This is a genomic window from Franzmannia qiaohouensis, from assembly GCF_031451695.1.
Taxonomy (GTDB): Bacteria; Pseudomonadota; Gammaproteobacteria; order Pseudomonadales; family Halomonadaceae; genus Franzmannia; species Franzmannia qiaohouensis.
On record NZ_JARWAM010000013.1, the window covers coordinates 47,842 to 68,277 of the forward strand.

General features: G+C 65.7%; 18 protein-coding genes and 2 riboswitches. Of the genes, 12 read left to right on the forward strand and 6 right to left on the reverse strand.

Features of this window, described 5'->3' with window-relative positions:
• Positions 1-20 precede the first annotated feature (20 nt).
• On the reverse strand, positions 21-1,004 hold the full coding sequence (locus QC821_RS16750; RefSeq protein WP_309723911.1) for a zinc-dependent alcohol dehydrogenase: 984 nt from the start codon (positions 1,002-1,004) through the stop codon (positions 21-23).
• A 205-nt stretch (positions 1,005-1,209) separates the two neighbouring features.
• Here QC821_RS16750 and QC821_RS16755 point away from each other — a divergent pair, with 205 nt between their 5' ends.
• The 3 genes from QC821_RS16755 (at position 1,210) to thiC (ending at position 5,318) form a co-directional block, all read left to right on the forward strand.
• Positions 1,210-1,929: a CDP-alcohol phosphatidyltransferase family protein gene (locus QC821_RS16755; RefSeq protein WP_309723913.1), complete on the forward strand. Its 720-nt coding sequence runs from the start codon at positions 1,210-1,212 to the stop codon at positions 1,927-1,929.
• Between the two features lie 174 nt (positions 1,930-2,103).
• Positions 2,104-2,239, forward strand: a riboswitch (TPP riboswitch).
• A 78-nt stretch (positions 2,240-2,317) separates the two neighbouring features.
• Positions 2,318-2,986, forward strand: coding sequence for a thiaminase II (gene tenA, locus QC821_RS16760; RefSeq protein WP_309723915.1), 669 nt, complete (start codon positions 2,318-2,320; stop codon positions 2,984-2,986).
• Between the two features lie 221 nt (positions 2,987-3,207).
• Positions 3,208-3,327: riboswitch (TPP riboswitch) on the forward strand.
• 86 nt (positions 3,328-3,413) lie between these two features.
• Entirely contained in the window at positions 3,414-5,318 is a 1,905-nt protein-coding gene (gene thiC / locus QC821_RS16765) for a phosphomethylpyrimidine synthase ThiC (RefSeq protein ID WP_309723917.1), read from the forward strand.
• Positions 5,319-5,391: 73 nt separating this feature from the next.
• On the opposite strand, the gene QC821_RS16770 is transcribed toward thiC, so the two are convergent.
• Positions 5,392-5,571 carry a CsbD family protein gene (locus QC821_RS16770; RefSeq protein WP_309723919.1) on the reverse strand — a complete coding sequence of 60 codons (180 nt, stop codon included), beginning with the start codon at positions 5,569-5,571 and terminating at the stop codon, positions 5,392-5,394.
• Positions 5,572-5,713: 142 nt separating this feature from the next.
• Complete coding sequence (locus tag QC821_RS16775; protein ID WP_309723921.1) at positions 5,714-6,385, reverse strand: GntR family transcriptional regulator; 672 nt, start codon at positions 6,383-6,385, stop codon at positions 5,714-5,716.
• A 147-nt stretch (positions 6,386-6,532) separates the two neighbouring features.
• Here QC821_RS16775 and dctP point away from each other — a divergent pair, with 147 nt between their 5' ends.
• The 5 genes from dctP (at position 6,533) to QC821_RS16800 (ending at position 12,333) form a co-directional block, all read left to right on the forward strand.
• Positions 6,533-7,534: a TRAP transporter substrate-binding protein DctP gene (dctP, locus tag QC821_RS16780; RefSeq protein WP_309723923.1), complete on the forward strand. Its 1,002-nt coding sequence runs from the start codon at positions 6,533-6,535 to the stop codon at positions 7,532-7,534.
• A gap of 72 nt (positions 7,535-7,606) precedes the next feature.
• Entirely contained in the window at positions 7,607-8,116 is a 510-nt protein-coding gene (locus QC821_RS16785) for a TRAP transporter small permease subunit (protein WP_309723925.1), read from the forward strand.
• A gap of 2 nt (positions 8,117-8,118) precedes the next feature.
• Positions 8,119-9,453 (forward strand): TRAP transporter large permease, encoded by a 1,335-nt coding sequence (locus QC821_RS16790; protein WP_309723926.1) that lies wholly within the window; start codon positions 8,119-8,121, stop codon positions 9,451-9,453.
• Positions 9,454-9,466: 13 nt separating this feature from the next.
• Positions 9,467-10,822 carry a malonyl-CoA decarboxylase gene (locus tag QC821_RS16795; RefSeq protein ID WP_309723928.1) on the forward strand — a complete coding sequence of 452 codons (1,356 nt, stop codon included), beginning with the start codon at positions 9,467-9,469 and terminating at the stop codon, positions 10,820-10,822.
• The gene (locus QC821_RS16800; protein ID WP_309723931.1) at positions 10,819-12,333 is read left to right on the forward strand and encodes a malonate--CoA ligase; all 1,515 of its coding nucleotides are present in this window, start codon (positions 10,819-10,821) and stop codon (positions 12,331-12,333) included. Before QC821_RS16795 ends, QC821_RS16800 begins: the two co-directional genes overlap by 4 nt.
• Before the next feature lie 83 nt (positions 12,334-12,416).
• Here QC821_RS16800 and QC821_RS16805 read toward each other — a convergent pair whose 3' ends face one another.
• Positions 12,417-12,920: a porin family protein gene (locus QC821_RS16805; RefSeq protein WP_076746775.1), complete on the reverse strand. Its 504-nt coding sequence runs from the start codon at positions 12,918-12,920 to the stop codon at positions 12,417-12,419.
• Between the two features lie 327 nt (positions 12,921-13,247).
• The gene (locus QC821_RS16810) at positions 13,248-14,171 is read right to left on the reverse strand and encodes a DMT family transporter (RefSeq protein ID WP_309723934.1); all 924 of its coding nucleotides are present in this window, start codon (positions 14,169-14,171) and stop codon (positions 13,248-13,250) included.
• Positions 14,172-14,336: 165 nt separating this feature from the next.
• Here QC821_RS16810 and QC821_RS16815 point away from each other — a divergent pair, with 165 nt between their 5' ends.
• The 3 genes from QC821_RS16815 to QC821_RS16825 all read left to right on the forward strand — a co-directional run bounded on the left by QC821_RS16815 (position 14,337) and on the right by QC821_RS16825 (position 18,908).
• Positions 14,337-15,512, forward strand: coding sequence for an acetate/propionate family kinase (locus QC821_RS16815; protein WP_309723935.1), 1,176 nt, complete (start codon positions 14,337-14,339; stop codon positions 15,510-15,512).
• Positions 15,509-17,680 carry a phosphate acetyltransferase gene (gene pta, locus QC821_RS16820; protein WP_309723937.1) on the forward strand — a complete coding sequence of 724 codons (2,172 nt, stop codon included), beginning with the start codon at positions 15,509-15,511 and terminating at the stop codon, positions 17,678-17,680. Before QC821_RS16815 ends, pta begins: the two co-directional genes overlap by 4 nt.
• 106 nt (positions 17,681-17,786) lie before the next feature.
• Positions 17,787-18,908 carry an aminotransferase class V-fold PLP-dependent enzyme gene (locus QC821_RS16825; protein WP_309723939.1) on the forward strand — a complete coding sequence of 374 codons (1,122 nt, stop codon included), beginning with the start codon at positions 17,787-17,789 and terminating at the stop codon, positions 18,906-18,908.
• Between the two features lie 38 nt (positions 18,909-18,946).
• Here QC821_RS16825 and QC821_RS16830 read toward each other — a convergent pair whose 3' ends face one another.
• Positions 18,947-19,645 carry a CBS domain-containing protein gene (locus tag QC821_RS16830; RefSeq protein WP_309723941.1) on the reverse strand — a complete coding sequence of 233 codons (699 nt, stop codon included), beginning with the start codon at positions 19,643-19,645 and terminating at the stop codon, positions 18,947-18,949.
• Between the two features lie 181 nt (positions 19,646-19,826).
• On the opposite strand from QC821_RS16830, the gene QC821_RS16835 reads away from it, so the two are divergent.
• The gene (locus QC821_RS16835) at positions 19,827-20,429 is read left to right on the forward strand and encodes a class I SAM-dependent methyltransferase (protein WP_309723943.1); all 603 of its coding nucleotides are present in this window, start codon (positions 19,827-19,829) and stop codon (positions 20,427-20,429) included.
• Positions 20,430-20,436 lie beyond the last annotated feature (7 nt).

Sequence of the window (20,436 nt, forward strand, 5' to 3'; positions counted from 1 at the left end):
GGCTCCTCAGGGGAATCGAATCAGGTCGGTGCATAGCGAATACGGTGGCAGAGCACCCTGCCGCCGCCCTGCACCAGGCGCGGCATCTCGTCGGGAAGCGTATCGAACGGCGTCTCGCCGCTGATCAGGGCATCGAGCCGCGGATCGGCCAGCAGTCGTAGCGCCAGCTGCATGCGTCGGCTAAAGTCCCAGCGCGGCTGGCGCTGCGGTGCAATGCCGCCCACCTGGCTGGAGCGAAGCGTCAAGCGCTGCGCGTGGAAGGCCCCGCCCAGCGGCAGCGTCACCGTCTGCTCGCCATACCAGCTCATCTCGACCAGGGTGGCCTCGCGTGCGGTCACACGTAGGGCGGTTTCCAGTCCTGACGGGTGGCCGCTGGCATGGATCACCAGGTCGTTCTCGAGGGGCGCCTCCTCGGGCAGGGCAAAGGGTACGCCCAGCGCCCGGGCCAGGCCGGCGCGCTCGGGCTCGATGTCTACCAGGCACACCTGAGTGCCGGGAATGCCCTGGCATAGCCAGGCCACCAGCGCCCCCACCACCCCGGCACCGATCACGCAGATCCGGTCACCGAGCCCGGGGGCGGCGTCCCACACGCCGTTGATCGCTGTCTCGAGGTTGGCTGCCAGCACGCCACGCTCGGCGGGCACCTCCTCGGGCAGCGGATGCACGGCGCTGGCCGGCACCACATAGTGCTGCTGATGGGGGTAGAGGCAGAACACTACGCGCTCGCGCAGTTCTGCGGGCCCCTCCAGCACGCGGCCCACGCTGGCATAGCCGTACTTCAGCGGGCCGGGAAAATCGCCTTCCTGGAACGGCGCGCGCATGCGCTGATATTCACTGGGCGGCACCCGCCCGGTGAACACCAGCGATTCGGTGCCCCGGCTGACGCCGCTGTACAGCGCTTCAACCAGCACCTCATCGCGGCCTGGCGCCGCCAAGGGCTGGCGTCGCAGCGCCCCGTGGCCGGGGGCCTGCGTCCAAAAGGCCATGCTGGTCGTATAAGGCATATCGCGGTCCCGCTGATGAGTGGGGTCTACTCAAGACGCTTTTTCGACACTTAGGTTTCAATATCTATACAATATATGTACCAAGATAGATAGCTGCATCATTTTTCGCCATTGGCATCGCGCTGGTCTAGGCTAATAGCCAAAGGCCCCTAGACCAGCGTGATGCCAAACCTCCTCCTCCAGCTATAGCGCATAAGAGCCAAGCATGAGCCGGATACTTTCCTCCTCCCCCAGCGTTCAGCGCCCCTTTGCCGATCTAGCCGCAGGTCTCGCCGTGGTGCTGGTGTTGGCCCAGCTCACCCAGCATGCGCTGACTGCGCCGGGATGGTTGGCGCTGACCAGCGGCTTGAGCTACCTGATCATCGCCGGGCTGGTGGCAGCGGCCTGGACCGGTGAGCTGCGCCGCTTTGGCTGGGCCAACCGCGTGACGCTGCTGCGCGGCACACTGATCGCGCTGCTCGCCGGTAGCTTGTGGTGGCCCACCCTATGGCAGCAGCACACCGCCGCCATGGCCGGGATCGCTGGCGCCGCGCTGCTGCTCGACGGTATCGACGGCTGGGTGGCCAGGCGCACCGGATCCATCAGCGCTTTCGGTGCGCGCTTCGATATGGAGCTGGACGCTGGGCTTATTTTGCTGCTGTGCCTGGCGCTGGTGGTGCTGGGTAAGGTTGGCAGTTGGGTGCTGCTGATCGGCGCCATGCGCTACGCCTTCGTGTTCAGCGGCCACCGCTGGCCCTGGCTGCAGGCAGCGCTGCCGGAGAGCCTGCGCCGCAAGGCGATCTGCGTGGTTCAGGTGGTCGCCCTGATGGTGGCTCTGCTGCCCGGGGTGTCGGCCGCGCTGGCCAGCCTGCTGACAGCCACCGCACTGCTGTTGCTGAGCCTCTCCTTCGCCGTGGACGTTCGCTGGCTTTACCGCCGCCAGTGATTCAACGCTGAGCGATAGGCGCTGGCGAGAGGCCGGAGAGGGGGTTCTATGCCATGGATGGCATAGGTAGCGCCCAGGGAGGGGTTCACAGCGCCCCCTCGCAGGCCTCTCGCCGGAATCGCCTCGTGCTGCATCAGTAGGCTAGCAACTTTCCACTGGCCTGCTAGACTGGCACCACGCTTGACGGGGTGTCGGTGAATTCCGGCTGAGATGGCGCAGGGGTATGTCGAGCTCTCGACAGCACCCAAGCACTGGTCCCGTTGAACCTGATCCGGCTCGTACCGGCGTAGGAATCAAGCGGCGGCCAGGCACACCAGCATTACGCCCTTCGTGCGGCCCCTCCCCCTTCGCCCGTGCACCGGATTGCCATACCGCTTCCGGAGGCAAGATGGGCTACCGTTTTACCGACCTCACTGCAGCCTGCCAGGACGACTGGCGCGCCTATATCGAGCACGACTTCGTTCGCCAGCTGGGCCAGGGCCGCCTCGCCGATGACGCCTTTCGTCACTATCTCAAGCAGGACTACCTGTTCCTGATCCATTTCGCTCGTGCCTATGCCCTGGCCGCCTACAAGAGCCCGACGCTGGCCGACCTGCGCCAGGCCCATGAAGGCTTGAAGGCCATCGTCGACGTCGAACTCGAGCTGCACGTCGGCTACTGCCGGGAGTGGGGCATCAGCGAGCAGCAGCTGGCCGAACTGCCGGAAGCCCGTGCCACCCTCGCCTATACCCGCTACGTGCTGGACACCGGCAATCGCGGCGACCTGCTCGACCTGCATGTAGCCCTGGCGCCCTGCCTGGTGGGCTATGGCGAGATCGCCAACTGGCTGAATGCTCAGCCGGATACCCTGCGCGGCGACGCCAACCCCTATGACGCCTGGATCGCCATGTACGAGGGAGAGGAGTTCCAGGCCGCCATGCGCGCCGAACTGGCGTGGCTCGATGCGCGCCTGGCCGACGTCACGCCGGCCCGCTTCGACGCGCTGACGCGGATCTTCCGCGACGCCACGCGGCTTGAGATCGACTTCTGGCAGATGGGCTTAGATGGCGCGGACTAATCCAGTGGCCACGCTATCGCCGAGCTCTGCCGGGGAAAAGCCTTCGCGAGGGCGCTGTAAACCCTTCCATGTGCGCTACTTTTGCCATCTATGGCAAAAAACCCTCGCTCCGCCTTGTCCCCGGCGCTCGGCTCGCCTCGTGCCAGCCTTCGAGCAGTAATCACGCGTCGCCCTTGGTCAAGGCGGCACGTTTCACCGCGATACTCCGGTATCGCCGACCATCACGCTTGACGGGGTGCCGTTGAAAACGGCTGAGATCATGCAGCGCAGCGCGCCGAAGCATGGATCCCGTTGAACCTGAACTGGCTAGGACCAGCGTAGGGATCAAGCGACACGCAGCCAGGGCATTCCGCCTGGCTGCCCCTGTCCTCCCAGCTGTCCTCCCTGACAACGCACAACAGCCGCAAGCCCCTAGGGAGAACACTCCATGAGCAAGACCCAGCACTTCCTCGCCGATACCGCCATGGTCGACGAGGCCGCCATCCAGCCGCTGCCCGGCTCGCGCAAGGTCCATATCGAAGGCTCACGCCCCGACATTCGCGTGCCCTTCCGCGAAATCTCGCTGTCACCGACCAAGACCTCCGGGGAAGACGAAGAGAACCCGCCGCTGCTGGTCTACGATACGTCTGGCCCCTACACCGACCCCGAGATCAGCGTCGATCTGCGCCGTGGCCTCCCGGAGCTGCGTCGCGCCTGGATCGAGGAGCGCGGCGATACCGAATTCCTCGACGGCCCCACCTCCGACTACGGCAAGCGCCGCGCCAACGACCCCATGCTGGCCCAGCTGCGTTTCGACCTGAAGCGCACGCCACGGCGCGCACTCCCTACAAAAGATGGCCGGGTAGGAAACGTCACCCAGCTGCACTATGCCCGCCAGGGGATCATCACCCCGGAGATGGAGTTCATCGCCATTCGCGAGAACCAGCGCCGGCAGGCGCTCGGTACCGCGGAAGTCGAGCGCATTCTCGGCCACCAACACCCGGGCCAGGGCTTCGGCGCCCGCCTGCCGGAAGAGATCACCCCGGAATTCGTGCGTGCCGAAGTGGCCGCCGGGCGGGCGATCATCCCCTGCAATATCAACCACCCTGAGTCCGAGCCGATGATCATCGGCCGCAACTTCCTGGTGAAGATCAACGGCAACCTGGGCAACTCGGCGGTCACCTCCTCCATCGAGGAGGAGGTCGACAAGATGACCTGGGGCATCCGCTGGGGCTCGGATACCATCATGGATCTCTCCACCGGCCAGAACATCCACGAAACCCGCGAGTGGATCATCCGCAACGCCCCGGTGCCGATCGGCACGGTGCCCATCTACCAAGCCCTGGAGAAGGTCAACGGCGTGGCCGAGGACCTCACCTGGGAGGTGTTCCGCGACACCCTGATCGAGCAAGCCGAACAGGGGGTGGACTACTTCACCATCCACGCCGGCGTCTTGCTGCGCTACGTGCCGCTGACCGCCAAGCGTGTCACCGGCATTGTCTCCCGCGGCGGGTCGATCATGGCCAAATGGTGCCTGTTCCATCACCGCGAGAGCTTCCTCTACACCCACTTCGAGGAGATCTGCGAGATCTGCAAGCAGTACGACGTGGCCTTCTCCCTGGGTGACGGCCTGCGCCCGGGGTCGGTTGCCGACGCCAACGACGAAGCCCAGATGGCCGAGCTCAAGACCCTGGGCGAACTAACCCATATCGCCTGGAAGCACGACGTCCAGGTGATGATCGAGGGCCCCGGCCACGTGCCCATGCATCTCGTGAAGGAGAACATGGACAAGCAGCTGGAGTACTGCGACGAAGCACCCTTCTATACGCTCGGCCCGCTGGTCACCGACATCGCCCCGGGCTACGACCACATCACCTCCGGCATTGGTGCTGCCATGATCGGCTGGTTCGGCTGCGCCATGCTCTGCTACGTGACGCCCAAGGAGCACCTGGGCCTGCCCAACAAGGACGACGTCAAGACCGGCATCATCACCTACAAGATCGCCGCGCACTCTGCAGATCTCGCGAAAGGTCACCCGGCCGCTCAGCGGCGCGACAACGCGCTGTCCAAGGCGCGCTTCGAGTTCCGCTGGGAGGACCAGTTCAATCTCGGCCTGGACCCGGATACCGCCCGCGAGTACCACGACGAGACCCTGCCCAAGGACTCCGCCAAGGTGGCGCACTTCTGCTCCATGTGCGGGCCCAAGTTCTGCTCGATGAAGATCAGCCAGGAGGTGCGCGACTACGCTCGCGACAACGGCCTCGATGGCGATCAGGAAGCGGTGATGAAAGGCATGGAGGAGCAGGCGGATAAATTCAGGAAGGCGGGGGCCGAGCTCTACAAGGAGGTGTGACGAGCGCCAGTCACGACGCAGGGGCCTGATGGCCCCTGCGATATGGCAACGCGAGTGCGAGGTAAGGAACAGGCTACTTCTTGAGCTTTTCCTTGGCCTCGCCCTTGCCCTTCTGCAGGTCGCCCTTGGCCTGCTGCGCCTTGCCCTTGGCCTGGGTCTCGGTGCTGCCGGTGGCCTTGCCCGCTGCTTCCTTGACCTTGCCACCGGCCTTGTTGGCAGTACCCTTCACTTTGTCTGTCTTTCCATTGGTCATGATCAACACCTCGAATCCGTGAGTGCAGTGAAAACGCTGCATAACCGCCTGGGCCAACGGCACAGACGTGCAGCGCCACTCACAGCATAGGCGCTTTATGGCACTGGGCGTCGATAACCTGGGCTATTCGATGGCGTCATGGTCAGGACGAGACGCCGAACCCTCTGATGCTGGCGACGAAATCGCTGAAGCGCTCACCCTGGATCAGCACATGCTCGCGAAGCGTTTGCTCGGCGCTCTGGGCATTGCCCTGCTGGATCGCCGCAACGATCTCGCGATGCTCCCCCAGGGAGTTGCTCATGCGCTGGCGAACCTGCAGCTGCAGGCGCCGATAGGGCTTCAGGCGTTGCTTGAGACGGCGCGCCTCGTCGGCCAGAAAGGCATTGTGGCTGGCGGCATAGATGCACTCGTGGAAGGCCTCGTTCTCGTAATAGTACTCGTCGGTATCGCCCGCCTCTGCCGCCGCCTCGCAGCGCGCCAGGGTCGCGGCGAGCGAGGCGAGTTCGGTGGTCGTGATACGCCGCGCGGCCAGACGCCCGCACATGCCCTCCAGCTCAGCCATGACTTCGAACATCTCGATCAACTGATCGAGCCCCATCTTGGCCACGAAGGTCCCCCGCTTGGGCGACACCGTCAGCAGCCCGCTGGCCACCAATTGCTGGATCGCCTCGCGGACTGGTGTGCGCGAGACCTCGAAGCGGCGCTCGAGAACTTCGGGATCGACACGCTCTCCAGGCGCCAGACGCCCATTGATGATGTCGTCTTCCAGCGAATCACGCAGCCGCTGGGCATTCGAGCGTTTGCTGCTCACCATTCGTCTCCTCAAAGGCTTCCCCATTCTACTGGGAAGGGCCGTTGGCCATTCAACGCGACGCATTGACGCAAATATACATAGCAGCTATTGATGTATATATCAGCTTCGCTGATAAACACTACAAAACAAGAAATTCAGGAGCACAGCATGACACGCCAACTCAAGACTGCTGCTACGGCAGCCCTGGGGCTCGCCGTCGCCTTCAGCAGCGTCGCAGCCGCCGATACCGTCCTGCGCGCATCGCATCAGTTCCCCGGCGGCCAGGGGGACGTCCGCGACGAAATGGTCCAGTTGATGGCAAGGCATGTCGCCGATGCCGACGTCGGCCTGCAGATCCAGGTTCATCCCGGACAGTCGTTGTTCCGTGCCAACGAGCAGTGGGGTGCACTGGTCCGCGGGCGCCTCGACATGACGCTACTGCCGCTAGACTACGCCAGTGGCCGCCACCCCGAATTCTCCGCCACCCTAATGCCCGGCCTGGTGCGCAACCATGAACACGCGGCGCGCCTCAACGATTCCGAGTACATGGACATGATCAAGGAGGTCATCCTCGAGGGCGGCGCCCGAGTGCTGGCCGATTCGTGGCTTTCGGGCGGTTTTGCCTCCAGCGAACAGTGCATCACCTCTCCGGATACCGTGAGCGGGCAGAATATTCGTGCAGCCGGCCCGGCCTTCGAACAGATGCTCGAAGCGGCAGGCGCATCGATTGCCTCGATGCCCTCCTCCGAGGTTTACACCGCCATGCAGACCGGTGTACTGGATGCCGCCAACACCTCATCGATGTCGTTCATCTCTTTCCGACTATACGAGCAGGTCGACTGCTTGACCGAGCCCGGCGACTACGCGCTGTGGTTCATGTATGAACCGGTTCTGATCTCCGAGCAGGTCTGGCAGGGGCTCAACGAGGCGCAGCAGGCTGCTCTGCTGGAGGCCGGTGAAGCCGCCGAGGCATTCTTTTCCGCCGAGGCAGCCGCACTCGATCAGCGCATGGTCGAGGTGTACGAGGAAAACGGTGTGGAAGTGGTTCGCATGTCGGAGGAGGACTACAACGCCTGGCTGGAGATCGCCCAGGAAACCTCCTACCAGAACTTCGCCGACAACGTTCCCAACGGACAGGCAATCATCGACGCCGCGCTGGCCGTCGACTGACCCCAGCCCCACGTTCCAGTTGACCGGCCGCCCCTCAGGGGTGGCCGCTTTTCATCGCTTCCCGGGGGAACCATGGCATCTTCCATTGCGTACTCATCGCCTACCGTCCGTGGCTACATCCGCTTGATGGACACACTCTCCAGGCTAATGGCTTATCTGGCCTGCGCGCTATTCATCGCCGGCGTGCTGGTGATCTGCCAGATGGTCTTCCTGCGTTATCTGCTGGGCATGAGCACCAGCTGGCAGACCGAGTTCACGGTATTTTCCGTGACTGGCGCCATGTTACTGGGCAGCCCCTATGTACTGATGACCGGCGGCCATGTCGCCATCACCATTCTTCCCGACGCGCTCGGCGGTGCCGCACGCTGGGCGATGCGGCTGATCGCCTCGCTGGTTGGCCTGGCCTTCTGCGCCGCCCTGGCCTATGGCGCCTGGATCTACGTGTGGGAGGCATGGGAAGGCAGCTGGACCACCGGTACGGTCTGGAACCCGCCGCTATGGCCGGCACTCATGCCGATGGCCATTGGAGCCACGCTGCTTACGCTGCAGTACGTTGCTGAAATCCTGCGTGGAGAGGCCTGAGCATGGATCCGATCACCCTGGGTATCATCGTTGCCATCGGTCTGGTCGTGCTGATGGCGATTGGCACCCCCATTGCCTTTGCACTGGGGGCCGTGTCGTTGGTGGCGCTCCTCTACGATCGGGGGATGCCCGAGCTCACTTACTTCGGCGAGACCTTCTTCGACCGGATTGCCGAATTCGGCTTCGTGGCGATCCCCATGTTCATCCTGATGGGTGCCGCCGTGGCGTCGTCGCCTACCGGCCGTGACCTCTATCGCTCGCTGGACCTGTGGATGGGACGTCTCCCCGGCGGCCTGGCCGTCTCCAACATCGGCGCCTGTACCATCTTCTCGGCGCTCTCGGGCTCCTCACCCGCCACCTGTGCAGCGATTGGCAAGATGGGCATCCCCGAGATGCGCACGCGCGGCTATCCGGACGGCGTGGCGGCCGGCTGCATCGCCGCTGGCGGCACCCTGGGCATCCTCATCCCGCCCTCGGTGACCATGATCATCTATGGGATTTCCACCGAAACCTCCATTGGGCGCCTGTTCATGGCCGGCGTGGTACCCGGCTTCATGCTGGCCGGCCTGTTCATGATCTGGACGATGATCGCCTGCCGCCTGGCTGGGGGGTACAACAACCCCATGGCGCAATCCGCCGCGCGGGTGAAGCAGACCATCAAGGAGAACGTCGACGCCAACCTCAAGGCGCTGATCCGTGTACTGCCGTTCCTGGCCGTGGTCGCGGGCATCCTGTTCGCCCTCTATGGCGGGGTCGCCACACCCTCGGAAGCTGCCGGCGTGGGTGCCTTTCTATGCGTGGCACTGGCGGTGATTATCTACCGCATGTGGCAGGTGGGGCCGATCAAGCTGATCATGCGCGACTCCCTGCGCGAGAGCGTGATGATCATGCTGGTCATTGCCTGTGCCGAGGTGTTCGCCTACGCCCTGTCATCGATGTTCATCACCCAGACCGTTGCCGCTGCCATCGCCGATCTGGAGGTCAACCGCTGGGTGCTGATGGGCATCATCAACCTGTTCCTGCTGGTCGCCGGCTTCTTCCTGCCACCGGTGGCGGTGATCGTGATGACCGCGCCGATCCTGCTGCCGATCATCCTGGCCGCCGATTTCGACCCCTACTGGTTTGCGGTGATTCTGACCATCAACCTGGAGATCGGGCTGATCACGCCCCCCGTGGGGCTCAACCTGTTCATCATCAAGGGCATTGCTCCGGACATCTCGCTACGCAACATCCTGATGGGCAGCCTGCCCTATGCACTGTGCATGGTTCTGGGCATCTTGCTGCTGTGTTTCTTCCCCGGCATCGCCTTGTGGCTGCCGAACCTGATCATGGGCTAACGGGAGCATGCCAATGAACATGTCTTTCCTGCAGGAGCTGTTCAACAACATCACCCAGCGTGATGCCCTGCTGTGGCGGCGCCAGGGAGGCGCCGTGGTCCATGACCACAGCGTGCTGGTCGAGGCGTGTCGCGAGCTGCTCGAGAGCGACGGCGAGGCCTCGAGCATCACCCAGGCGAGCCGCGCACTGGCCATCTATCAGCGACTCGACGATGGCCAGAAAAGCGCCTTCTTCGACAAGCTCGCCGAGGCCTTCGCCGCCGAGCCGGCGCAGATCGATGCCGCCTATTCGGCCTATCGAGAGGCCCGCGACAACAGCAGCCTGCAGGCGCTGTTCAACGCCTGCGAGCCTCGCCGCCAGGAGCTGTTTCGACGCCTCAACCTGGCCAGCGGCGGCACCTACCAGCTGGTAAAAATGCGCGAGGACCTGCTGCAGCGGCTCAAGGAAGCGCCCTCGTTGCGTGCCATCGATGCCGACTTCGCCCACCTGTTCGGCTCGTGGTTCAATCGTGGTTTCCTAGTCCTCAAGCGCATCGACTGGCACACCCCGGCCTCGATCCTGGAGAAGATCATCCGCTACGAGGCGGTACACGAAATCCAGGACTGGAACGACCTGCGTCGCCGCCTCGATGCTCGCGATCGTCGCTGCTTTGCCTTCTTTCACCCGGCGATCGGCGACGAGCCGCTGATCTTCGTCGAAGTTGCCCTGCACAAGGGACTCCCGACCCAGATACAGGCCATCCTCGAAGGCGAGCAGCGGGAGGTCGATGATCCGGAGTCCGCCGACGCCGCGGCGTTTTTCGGCATCAGCAACTGCCAGGCCGGCCTGCGCGGCATCTCCTTCGGCAACTTCCTGATCAAGCAGGTGGTGCAGGAACTCAAACAGGAACTGCCGCAGCTGAAGCACTTCGTCACGCTGTCGCCGGTACCCGGCTTTGCCCAGTGGCTTGACGAGCAGCGCCAGAGCGACAGCCTGACCGAGACGACACGCGCAGCCCTCGACGCGCTGGATAGCCCCGGCTGGCACCGCGACCCGGCACTCGCCGAACGGCTGGGCGCCCTGATCAAGCCGCTGGCGGCACGCTACCTGGTGGAGGCCAAGAATCCACGTGGACTGCCGCTCAATCCGGTGGCTCGCTTCCATCTCGGCAATGGCGCCCAATTGCATCGTATCAACTGGCTGGGTGACACCTCCTCGAAGGGTCTTAGCCAGGCCGTCGGATTGATGGTCAACTACCTCTACGTGCTCGATGACATCGAGCGCAACCATGAAAACTACAGCGCTAACGCCAGTGTGGCACGCTCCAGCGAGGTCAAGGATCTCGCCAAGCGCGCTCGGAAGCTGATCACCGGAGACAGTCCCACATGAACCACAACCTCTTCGCGACCTTTGCCGAGCGCATGCAGGCGCGCGGCGACGCCGACTTCATCAACACCCGCGAAGGGCGGGGTTACTCCTACGCCGATGCCCTCAAAGAGAGCGCCCGCCTGGCCGGCGCCCTGGGAGAGCTGGGCGTAACGCCAGGCGACCGGGTCGCGGTGCAGGTCGACAAGAGTCCAGAGGCGATCCTGCTCTACCTCGCCTGCCTGCGCAGCGGAGCGGTCTACCTGCCGCTCAATACCGGCTACACCGGTGAGGAGATTCGCTACTTCCTGAACGACGCCGAGCCGGCACTGTTCGTCTGCCGCCCCGCCGCCTTGGACGAGGCGCGCCAACTCGCCGAGACCGGCTGCCCCGCCGTGGAAACGCTGGGCAGCGCCGCCGACGGCAGCCTGATGGACAAGGCCGCGGCGGCCACGCCCCGCGAAGCGATCGCCGAACTCGGCGAGCGCGACCTGGCGGCGATCCTCTACACCTCGGGCACCACCGGGCGCTCCAAGGGCGCCATGCTCACCCATCGCAACCTCGGCTCCAACGCCGCGACCCTGGCCGACGCCTGGCACTTCACTGCCCAAGACCGGCTGATTCACGCCCTGCCAATCTTCCATACCCACGGCCTGTTCGTGGCCTGCAACGTCACCCTGATGGCGGGCTCGAGCATGCTGTTCCTGCCGAAGTTCGATGCCGATGTGATCGTCGAGGAGCTACCGCGAGGCACGGTGATGATGGGCGTGCCGACCTTCTATACCCGCCTGGTACAGGACCCGCGCCTGACGCCTGAGCTGACCGCCAACATGCGCCTGTTCGTCTCCGGCTCGGCGCCGCTCACCGCCGAGACCCACCAGGCCTTCGAGGCCATGACCGGCCACGCCATCCTCGAGCGCTACGGTATGACCGAGACCAACATGAATATCTCCAACCCCTATCATGGCGAGCGTCGTGCCGGCACGGTGGGCATGCCGCTGCCCGGCGTGGAGATGCGCATCACCGACCGCGAGAGCGGCGCCGAGGTGCCCCAGGGCGAGATCGGCATGCTGCAGATCCGCGGACCCAACGTCTTCATCGGCTACTGGCGGATGCCCGAGAAGACCCGCGAGGAGCTGCTCGAGGATGGCTTCTTCATCACCGGCGACCTAGCCATGCGCGACGAGCGGGGCTATGTGCATATCGTCGGCCGCGACAAGGACCTGGTGATCTCCGGCGGCTACAACGTCTACCCCAAGGAGGTCGAGCAGCTGATCGACGAACTCGATGGGGTGCAGGAGTCGGCGGTGATCGGCCTGCCCCATCCCGACTTCGGCGAAGGCGTCACCGCGGTAGTGGTGCGCCAGGCGGGAGCCACCCTCGACGAGGGCGAGGTGCTCGCCCACCTGGGCGGCCGACTGGCCAAGTACAAGCAGCCCAAGCGGGTGTTGTTCGTCGACAGCCTGCCGCGCAACACCATGGGCAAGGTGCAGAAGAACCAGCTGCGCCGCGAGTACGACGCCACCTACCGCTGAGCGACGCGCGATTCCTCGCCACCAACGACCGCGCCCCCGACCAATGGCCGGGGGCGCGGTGATATCACACCTGACGCAAGCGCTTAGAAGCGATAGCGCAGGCCGACGCTGGCGGCGTCGAAGGTGTAGTCCGACTTGTCGAGATAGCGCATGTAGTCGGCCCCCACCGAGAGGTTCTGGGCCACGTCGAATTCCGCCCCGGCGCCGTAGGAGAAGCCGCTCTGGCGGTCGACGTCGAAATCGACCTCGGTGAAGCCGGCCAGGCCGTAGAGGCGGATCTCGTCGGCCACCGGCAGAATACCCTTGGCATAGGCACCCACCAGGTAGTCGAGCTCCACCGGGCCGTCGGAACCACCGCCGCCGAGATGCCCCTCGACCGCGAAGTAGTCGTTGATCTGGGCGCCGCCGCGCAGACGCAGGCCCACGTCATCACGGCTGGTGCCCTGGTCGGGGTTGAGGTCCCAGAACATGGCGTCACCGCCGACATAGCCCTGCGGGTAGAAGGTCTGCGCCTGCTGGGCATGAGCCGCGCTGGCACCCACGGCGGCGATCATGGCGATAGCGCTTGCCGAAAGTAGTCTCTTCATCACACACACCTCCTGTTTGAAAACAGCGTTTTCTAACTCGCGGTTAGTGTGGATCACCGTTCGACGAAAGACAAATGAGAGAACTTCATTTTCACCGTTCTTGCACTAAGGAAGCGCTGAACAAATCGCCGAGCGAGATGAAGCGCAAGGCGCCCGGAGCACAGCACCGAGCAAAGCGACAAACATCCGTAGGATGGCTCCGAAGGAGCAAGAAGCCGTAGGCTTCGAGTCAACCGGAGCCTATGGGGTATAGGTGAGGATTCCGCGCACCGCGCAACGCAGCGATTCGCTCGCGTAGGCATTTGTGCAGTGTTTCCCTAAGGGGGCTCAGGCCCGGCGCGATAGCCCCAAAACCACGATCCCCCCCAGCACGATGGCCCCGCCCAGCAGTTGGGTCGGGCCGAGCATCTGCCCCAGCACCAGGTACCCCAGTACCAGCGAGGCGACCGGCTCGATGTTCATCACCGGGGCATTGCGCGCCATGTTCAGCCGCGGTAACGACACGAACAGCATCGAGAAGCCGATGCCGTAGAGCAGTGCCAGCGCTGTCAGGCCGCTCCAGCCGCTGGCCGTGGCGGGCAGCGCAAGGCCGCCGGGCACCAGCCCGGCCACGCCGGCAACCAGCATGCTGAGCAGCACCACGCCCATGGTCAGGAAGGTCCTCAGGGTATTGCTGACCCGCGCCAGGCGCCGGTCGGTGATCCACAGCGCGCAGGAGAACACCGCCGCCGCACCGATGCCGAAGGCCACCCCGGATACCCAGTCGTCGCCCATCTGCGCCGGGTCGGCGAGCCAGGTGGGCACGTCGAGCACCACCACCAGGCCGACCAGGATGACCGCCATGATCAGGGTCGCGCGCAGCGTCGGGCGGGCGCCGCCCAGCGCCCAGGTCAGCAGCGCCAGCAGGATCGGAAAGGTGTTCATCAGCAGCAGCGCCACCGCCACCGGCAGTCGCGCCACCGCCGAATAGAGAAACAGGCTCTGCAGGGTGATCAACAGCCCTACGCCAAGCTGCCAGGGCCAGCTGCCGGCGGGCAGCGTCAGCGGCCTGCGCTTTAGCACCAGCAGCGTGCCGAGCACCAGCAGCGCCAGGCCCGAGCGCGCCATGATCGCCAGCAGCAGCCCGGTGCCGTCGTCGAAGGCCAGCCGCGCGGCCACATGGTTGGCGGCGAACAGACATGCCACACTCAGCAGCAGGACGATGGCCAGATGGCGGGGCAGCGGCGCGGGGGACAGGGCAGGCGGTGTCATCCAGGGATCCAATCGATAGCAGGCTAATCCAAGTGGCCATCAGAGCATAAATCCCACTGCAAACCCAGCGCTGTGGGGCCAAGTTTGCTGCCATTGATTCAGCCGACAGCGCAAAATGTTATACTAAGGTCTAATCATTCCGTTCGATACGCTACAGGTCGCGCCATGCAAGCCCCCGTTCTGGTCATCAACTGCGGTTCCTCCTCCATCAAGTACGCGCTGATCCCCGCCGACGATGCGCCGCGCCTGGAGGGCATCGCCGAGCGACTGGGCAGCCAGGAGGCACGCCTCAAGGCCAAGGATGCCCGGGGCGAGGCGCACGAGGTGGCGCTGCCGGGCGCCGACCACGCCACTGCCCTGGCGGCGATCTTCGCTCGCCTCGACGGCCACACCCCGCTGGCCGTGGGCCATCGCATCGTCCACGGCGGCGAGCACTTTACCCGCGCCTCGCGGCTCGACGACGAGGTCATCGCCGCAGTGGAGGCAACCTCGGCACTGGCGCCGCTGCACAACCCAGCCAACCTGGCCGGCATCGCGGCGGCCCGGGAGCTCTACCCCGAGCTGCCCCAGGTCGGCGTCTTCGATACCGCCTTTCACCAGAGCCTGCCGGCCCACGCCTACCGCTACGCGCTGCCGGCGGCGCTATACCGCGACCACGGCATCCGCCGCTACGGCTTTCACGGCACCAGCCACGCCTACGTCAGCCAGCGCGCCGACGCCCTGGCTGGCGGCAACGATCACGGCTGGCTGACCGCCCACCTCGGCAACGGCTGTTCCACCTGCGCGGTATGGCAGGGCCAGAGCCGCGACACCAGCATGGGACTGACGCCGCTGGAGGGCGTGGTGATGGGTACCCGCAGCGGCGATGTCGACCCCGGGCTGCACGCACACCTGCATCGCCAGTTGGGCTGGTCGCTGGACGAGATCGACGCCATGCTCAATCAGCGCAGCGGCCTCAAGGGGCTATCGGAGCTGACCAACGACATGCGCGAGCTGGAAGCCGCCGCCGAGCGCGGCCACGCTGGGGCCAGCCTGGCGCTGGAGGTGTTCTGCTACCGCATCGCCAAGTCGCTGGCGGCGCTCTCCTGCGCGCTGCCAACGCTGAGCGGACTGATCTTCACCGGCGGCATCGGCGAGAATTCGCCCCGCGTGCGCGCCAAGGTGATCGCCGCCCTGCCCCACTTCGGCCTGCACCTGGATGACGCCGCCAACCAGGCCACCCTGCGCGGCCGCGAAGGCCGCATCGACGCTGGCGACGGCCCTCAGCTGTGGGTGATCCCCACCGACGAGGAGGGCCAGATCGCCAATGAGACCCGCCAACTGCTGGAGCGCCAGGCATGACGCCGCTTCCCGACAACCGTCAGGTCCAGACCCTGCTGATGGTGCCCACCTCGGTGGGCGCCGGCCTCACCTCGGCCTGTCTGGGGCTGATCCAGGCGCTGGACTTCATCGGCATGAAGGCCGGCTTCCTCAAGCCGTTCATGCAGCGCGAACTCAACGGCAGCGGCCCCGACCGCTCCAGTGCCCTGGTGGCCCGCGCCCTGGGGCGCACGCCGCCGGAGCCGATCACCCAGGAGCGCCTCGAACGCCTGCTGCGTGAGGACCAGCTCGACGAGCTGCTGGAATCGGTGATCGAACTGCACCAGCAGGCCGCCGGCATAGCCGATGCCACCCAGGACATCGTAGTGGTCGAAGGCCTGGTGCCCACCGAACACAGCACCTACGCCAACCAGCTCAACGCCCAGCTGGCCCACGCCCTCAACGCGCGCATCATCTTCGTCGGCAGCGGCGACCTGGCCGCGCCCCGCGAGCTGGCCGAGCAGCTCGACATGCACTCGCGTAGCTTCGGCGGGGTCAGCTCGACGCGTACCATGGGCTGCATCCTGATGCGCATGAAGGGCCTGCCCGCGCCGCCGGCCAGCGAGCAGCCGATCGCCCCGGGCACCGCCAACGTGACCCTCGACGCCGGGCTGCTCGAGGAGCTGCGCCGCCACTCCCCGGCGCTGGCCACCGACCGTTTCCATCTGATCGGCGTGGTGCCCTTCAGCGACACCCTCAGCGTGCCACGCACCCGGGATGTTGCCGAGGCGCTCGGCGCGCGCTGGCTCAACCAGGGCGAGGCCGCCAGCCGCCGGGTGCTGAGTACCAGCCTGTGCGGACGCAGCGCCGCCCATGCGCTGAATGCCTTCAAGCCCGGCAGCCTGATCGTCACCTCCGGCGACCGCGACGACATCGTACTCGCCGCGGCGCTGATGACCATGAACGGCACGCCGCTGGCCGGGGTGATGCTGACCAACGGCTACCTGCCCAACGACGACATGATCGACGCCTGCCGTCCGGCGCTGAAGACCGGGCTGCCGGTGCTGGCAGTGGATACCGACAGCTTCACCACGGTGCAGAACCTGACCCGGATGAGCAGCGAGATCCCCGCCGACGACCTGGAGCGCGCCGAGCAGGTGGCCCACTTCGTCGCCGCGCATATCGACCTGCAGTGGCTCAAGGATCATCTCAGCCGCGGCTATGTCCGGCGCCTGTCGCCGTCGGCGTTTCGCCACCAGCTGGTCAAGAAGGCCCAGCAGGCGCACAAGCGTATCGTGCTGCCGGAGGGCAGCGAGCCGCGCACCGTGGAGGCCGCCGCGCTGTGCCAGCGCCGCGGCATCGCCGACTGCGTGCTGCTGGCCAAGCGCGAGGAGGTCGAGAGCGTGGCGCGTAGCCGCGGCATCGAACTCCCCGAGGGGCTCGAGATCATCGACCCGGACAGCATCTACCAGGACTACGTCGCCGACATGGTCGAGCGCCGCCGCGGCAAGATCAACGAGCCGATGGCCGAAGCCCAGCTGCAGGATACGGTGGTGCTGGGCACCATGATGCTGCATCGCGGCGAGGTCGACGGCCTGGTCTCGGGGGCGGTGCACACCACCGCCAACACCGTGCGTCCGGCCTTCCAGCTGATCAAGACCGCCCCGGACTACCGCCTGGTGTCGTCGATCTTCTTCATGCTGCTGCCCGAGCAGGTGGTGGTCTACGGCGACTGCGCGGTCAACCCCGACCCCGACGCCGAGGCGCTGGCCGAGATCGCCATCCAGAGCGCTCGCTCGGCGAAGGCCTTCGGCATCGAGCCCAAGGTGGCAATGATCAGCTACTCCACCGGCGAGTCGGGCACTGGCTCCGACGTCGACAAGGTCCGCGAAGCGACCCACATCGCCCGCCAGCGCGCCCCCGAGCTGCTGATCGACGGTCCGCTGCAGTACGACGCCGCAGCGATCGAAAGCGTCGGCAAGCAGAAGGCGCCCGACTCGCCGGTGGCCGGCCAGGCCACGGTATTCGTGTTCCCCGACCTCAACACCGGCAACACCACCTACAAGGCGGTGCAGCGCAGTGCCAAGGTGGTCAGCGTGGGACCGATGCTGCAGGGTCTCAACAAGCCGGTCAACGACCTCTCGCGGGGCGCCCTGGTCGACGACATCGTCTACACCATCGCGCTGACCGCGATCCAGGCGGCGCAGTAGATTTTGCTGCCGATGCGGCTCATCACGACAGCATCCGCCTGGCTCCCCGGGCGCAATGCCCTTAGGCTAGAACTATTCACGCCACGCTGACACCAAGAGGTTGACCATGCCCGGACTACTGCCCGACGTCGACCCCGACGGCCTGCTCGAATACTCGGTGGTCTACACCGACCGCTCGCTCAATCACATGTCCCAGGCCTTCCAGGGCGTGATGAACGACATATCCGCGACCCTCAAGCGCGTCTACGGTGCCGCGGGGGTGGCCATCGTGCCGGGCAGCGGCACCTTCGGCATGGAGGCCGTGGCGCGCCAGTTCGCCGCCGGCAACAAGACCCTGACGATCCGCAACGGCTGGTTCAGCTACCGCTGGACGCAGATCCTCGAGATGGGTGATCTTCCGGCCAGCGCCACGGTGCTCAAGGCGCGCCGCCAGGGCGAGGGAGCCCAGGCGCCGTTCGCGCCGGTGCCCATCGACGAGGCCGTCGCCACCATCGAGGCCGAACGCCCCGACGTGGTGTTCGCGCCCCACGTCGAGACCTCCGCCGGCATGCTGCTGCCCGACGCTTATATCCGCCGCCTGGCCGATGCCGTCCACGCCGTTGGCGGCCTGCTGGTGCTCGACTGCATCGCCTCAGGCACGCTGTGGGTGGATATGCAGGAGACCGGCGTCGACGTGCTGATCAGCGCGCCGCAGAAGGGCTGGAGCGGCTCGCCGGGCTGCGCCATGGTGATGATGTCGCCGCTCGCCCTGGAGCGTCTGGCGACCACCACCAGCTCGAGCTTCGCCGCCGACCTGCGCAAATGGTACGAGATCATGCAGGCCTACGAGAACGGTGGCCACGCCTACCACGCCACCATGCCCACCGACGGCCTGCGTCGGCTGCGCGAGATCATGGCCGAGACCGAGGCCTACGGCTTCGACAAGGTGCGCGACGAACAGCTCGAACTGGGCGAGCGAGTGCGCGGGCTGCTCACCGCCCACGGCTTCAAGAGTGTCGCCACGCCGGGCTTCGAGGCGCCGGGTGTGGTGGTCAGCTACTGCGACGATGCCGGCATCGCCGCCAAGTTCGCCGCCGCCGGCCTGCAGGTCGCCGGCGGCGTGCCGCTGATGTGCGATGAGGGCGACGACTTCCGCACCTTCCGTATCGGCCTGTTCGGCCTCGACAAGCTGCACCACGTCGAGCGCAGCGTGGCCGCCCTCGAGTCGGCGCTTACCCGCCTGAGCTAACCGGGCAAGCCTGCGCGGCGCCTTACGGCGCCGCGCTTTCAGGTACCGCTGAGCCCACCGCGTGGCATGAAGCCGAGGTGATTCTCGACCCGTGTCACGCCGCTGACGTTCTCGGCGGCTACCTGCACCGCCAGCTTCTCCTGCTTGCTCTCCACCAGCCCCCACAGCTGCACCTCGCCACCGCTGACCATCACGTTGAGGCGGTCGGCCATCACATCGGTGTTGTCCTTGAGCTCCTTGATGATCGCGGCGCGGATCTCGCGGTCATCGCTGCTCGGCGCCTGGGCCTTGCTGACCCCGGCCAGGGCCAGGCCGCGCAGCAGGTTGGCACGACTGATGATCCCCACCAGCCGCCCATCGCGAACCACCGGCACGCGCTTGATGCGATGCTTCTCGAGCAGCTTGGCAACCTCGTTGAGGGGCATCTCCTCATCGATGGTGATCGGGTTGGGGGTCATGACCTCGCCGGCCTTGCGACCGTGGGACTTGACGTACTCGCCGGCGCTCTGGGTACCCGAGAACAGATTGGCCAGCCACCACGAGCTGCGCCGCTCGGTGCCGGTCTCGACCCGATGCATCAGGTCGCCCTCACTGACGATGCCCAGCACCTCGTCCTGGGCGCCGACCACCGGCACCGCACTGATATGATGCTCGAGCAGCAGACCGGCAATCTCGCGCACTTCGGTATCCACCGAGACGCTGATCACATCGTGGGTCATGACATCGAAGGCTTGCATGGTGACACCCTCCTGAATGCGGCAACGAACGATCGTCGCCTGGTCCCTTGAGCTTAGCAGCGAGCGCCCGACAGCGACCTTGATCCACGACAAGCGAGGCACTCATGGTGCCTGGAAATTTCCTCTCGCCACCGCCATGGCCTAGAGTGGGAGAATCGCTCACTTGCCACGGGATGGATGCATGAACGTCGAGGAACGCAAAACCGCCGCTACACCGAGTTCTCAGCGCCAGCAGCTTTCGCTATTCGCACGCAACTTCTTCAAGCATCCCAAGATGCTGGGTTCGATCATTCCCAGCTCACCGTTTCTGATTCGCCGCCTGCTCGAGCCCGTGGACTGGGAGCGCGCCCGGGTAATCGTCGAGTACGGCCCCGGGGTGGGCACCATCAGCCGCGAAATTCTGCGTCGCATGCATCCCGAAGCGATACTGGTGGCCATCGAGACCAACGAAGAGTTCGTCGACTACCTGCGCACCGCCCTGCCCGACCCGCGCCTGCAGCTGGTGGCCGGCTCGGCCGAGGACGTGGCGGCGATCCTCGCCGAGCGCGAGCTCTCCGCCGCCGACTACGTGGTGGCAGGCATCCCGTTCAGCACCATGCCAGACGGCCTGCGCAATGGCGTGCTAAACGCCACCCGCGACGCCCTCGCCGCCCACGGCGAGCTGCTTATCTACCAGTTCTCTCCCAAGGTACTGCCCGACCTGGAACGCACCTACCAGCGCGTGCGGCGCGGCTTCGAGCCGCTCAACATCCCCCCCGCCCAGGTCTACTTCTGCCAGCCGTGAGTCGCGA

Excerpts from the sequence above, each read along its gene's own strand:
- QC821_RS16750 (WP_309723911.1), bottom strand. The coding sequence starts at position 1,004 with ATGCCTTATACGACCAGCATGGCCTTTTGGACGCAGGCCCCCGGCCAC.
- QC821_RS16755 (WP_309723913.1), top strand. The coding sequence starts at position 1,210 with ATGAGCCGGATACTTTCCTCCTCCCCCAGCGTTCAGCGCCCCTTTGCC.
- tenA (WP_309723915.1), top strand. The coding sequence starts at position 2,318 with ATGGGCTACCGTTTTACCGACCTCACTGCAGCCTGCCAGGACGACTGG.
- thiC (WP_309723917.1), top strand. The coding sequence starts at position 3,414 with ATGAGCAAGACCCAGCACTTCCTCGCCGATACCGCCATGGTCGACGAG.
- QC821_RS16770 (WP_309723919.1), bottom strand. The coding sequence starts at position 5,571 with ATGACCAATGGAAAGACAGACAAAGTGAAGGGTACTGCCAACAAGGCC.
- QC821_RS16775 (WP_309723921.1), bottom strand. The coding sequence starts at position 6,385 with ATGGTGAGCAGCAAACGCTCGAATGCCCAGCGGCTGCGTGATTCGCTG.
- dctP (WP_309723923.1), top strand. The coding sequence starts at position 6,533 with ATGACACGCCAACTCAAGACTGCTGCTACGGCAGCCCTGGGGCTCGCC.
- QC821_RS16785 (WP_309723925.1), top strand. The coding sequence starts at position 7,607 with ATGGCATCTTCCATTGCGTACTCATCGCCTACCGTCCGTGGCTACATC.
- QC821_RS16790 (WP_309723926.1), top strand. The coding sequence starts at position 8,119 with ATGGATCCGATCACCCTGGGTATCATCGTTGCCATCGGTCTGGTCGTG.
- QC821_RS16795 (WP_309723928.1), top strand. The coding sequence starts at position 9,467 with ATGAACATGTCTTTCCTGCAGGAGCTGTTCAACAACATCACCCAGCGT.
- QC821_RS16800 (WP_309723931.1), top strand. The coding sequence starts at position 10,819 with ATGAACCACAACCTCTTCGCGACCTTTGCCGAGCGCATGCAGGCGCGC.
- QC821_RS16805 (WP_076746775.1), bottom strand. The coding sequence starts at position 12,920 with ATGAAGAGACTACTTTCGGCAAGCGCTATCGCCATGATCGCCGCCGTG.
- QC821_RS16810 (WP_309723934.1), bottom strand. The coding sequence starts at position 14,171 with ATGACACCGCCTGCCCTGTCCCCCGCGCCGCTGCCCCGCCATCTGGCC.
- QC821_RS16815 (WP_309723935.1), top strand. The coding sequence starts at position 14,337 with ATGCAAGCCCCCGTTCTGGTCATCAACTGCGGTTCCTCCTCCATCAAG.
- pta (WP_309723937.1), top strand. The coding sequence starts at position 15,509 with ATGACGCCGCTTCCCGACAACCGTCAGGTCCAGACCCTGCTGATGGTG.
- QC821_RS16825 (WP_309723939.1), top strand. The coding sequence starts at position 17,787 with ATGCCCGGACTACTGCCCGACGTCGACCCCGACGGCCTGCTCGAATAC.
- QC821_RS16830 (WP_309723941.1), bottom strand. The coding sequence starts at position 19,645 with ATGCAAGCCTTCGATGTCATGACCCACGATGTGATCAGCGTCTCGGTG.
- QC821_RS16835 (WP_309723943.1), top strand. The coding sequence starts at position 19,827 with ATGAACGTCGAGGAACGCAAAACCGCCGCTACACCGAGTTCTCAGCGC.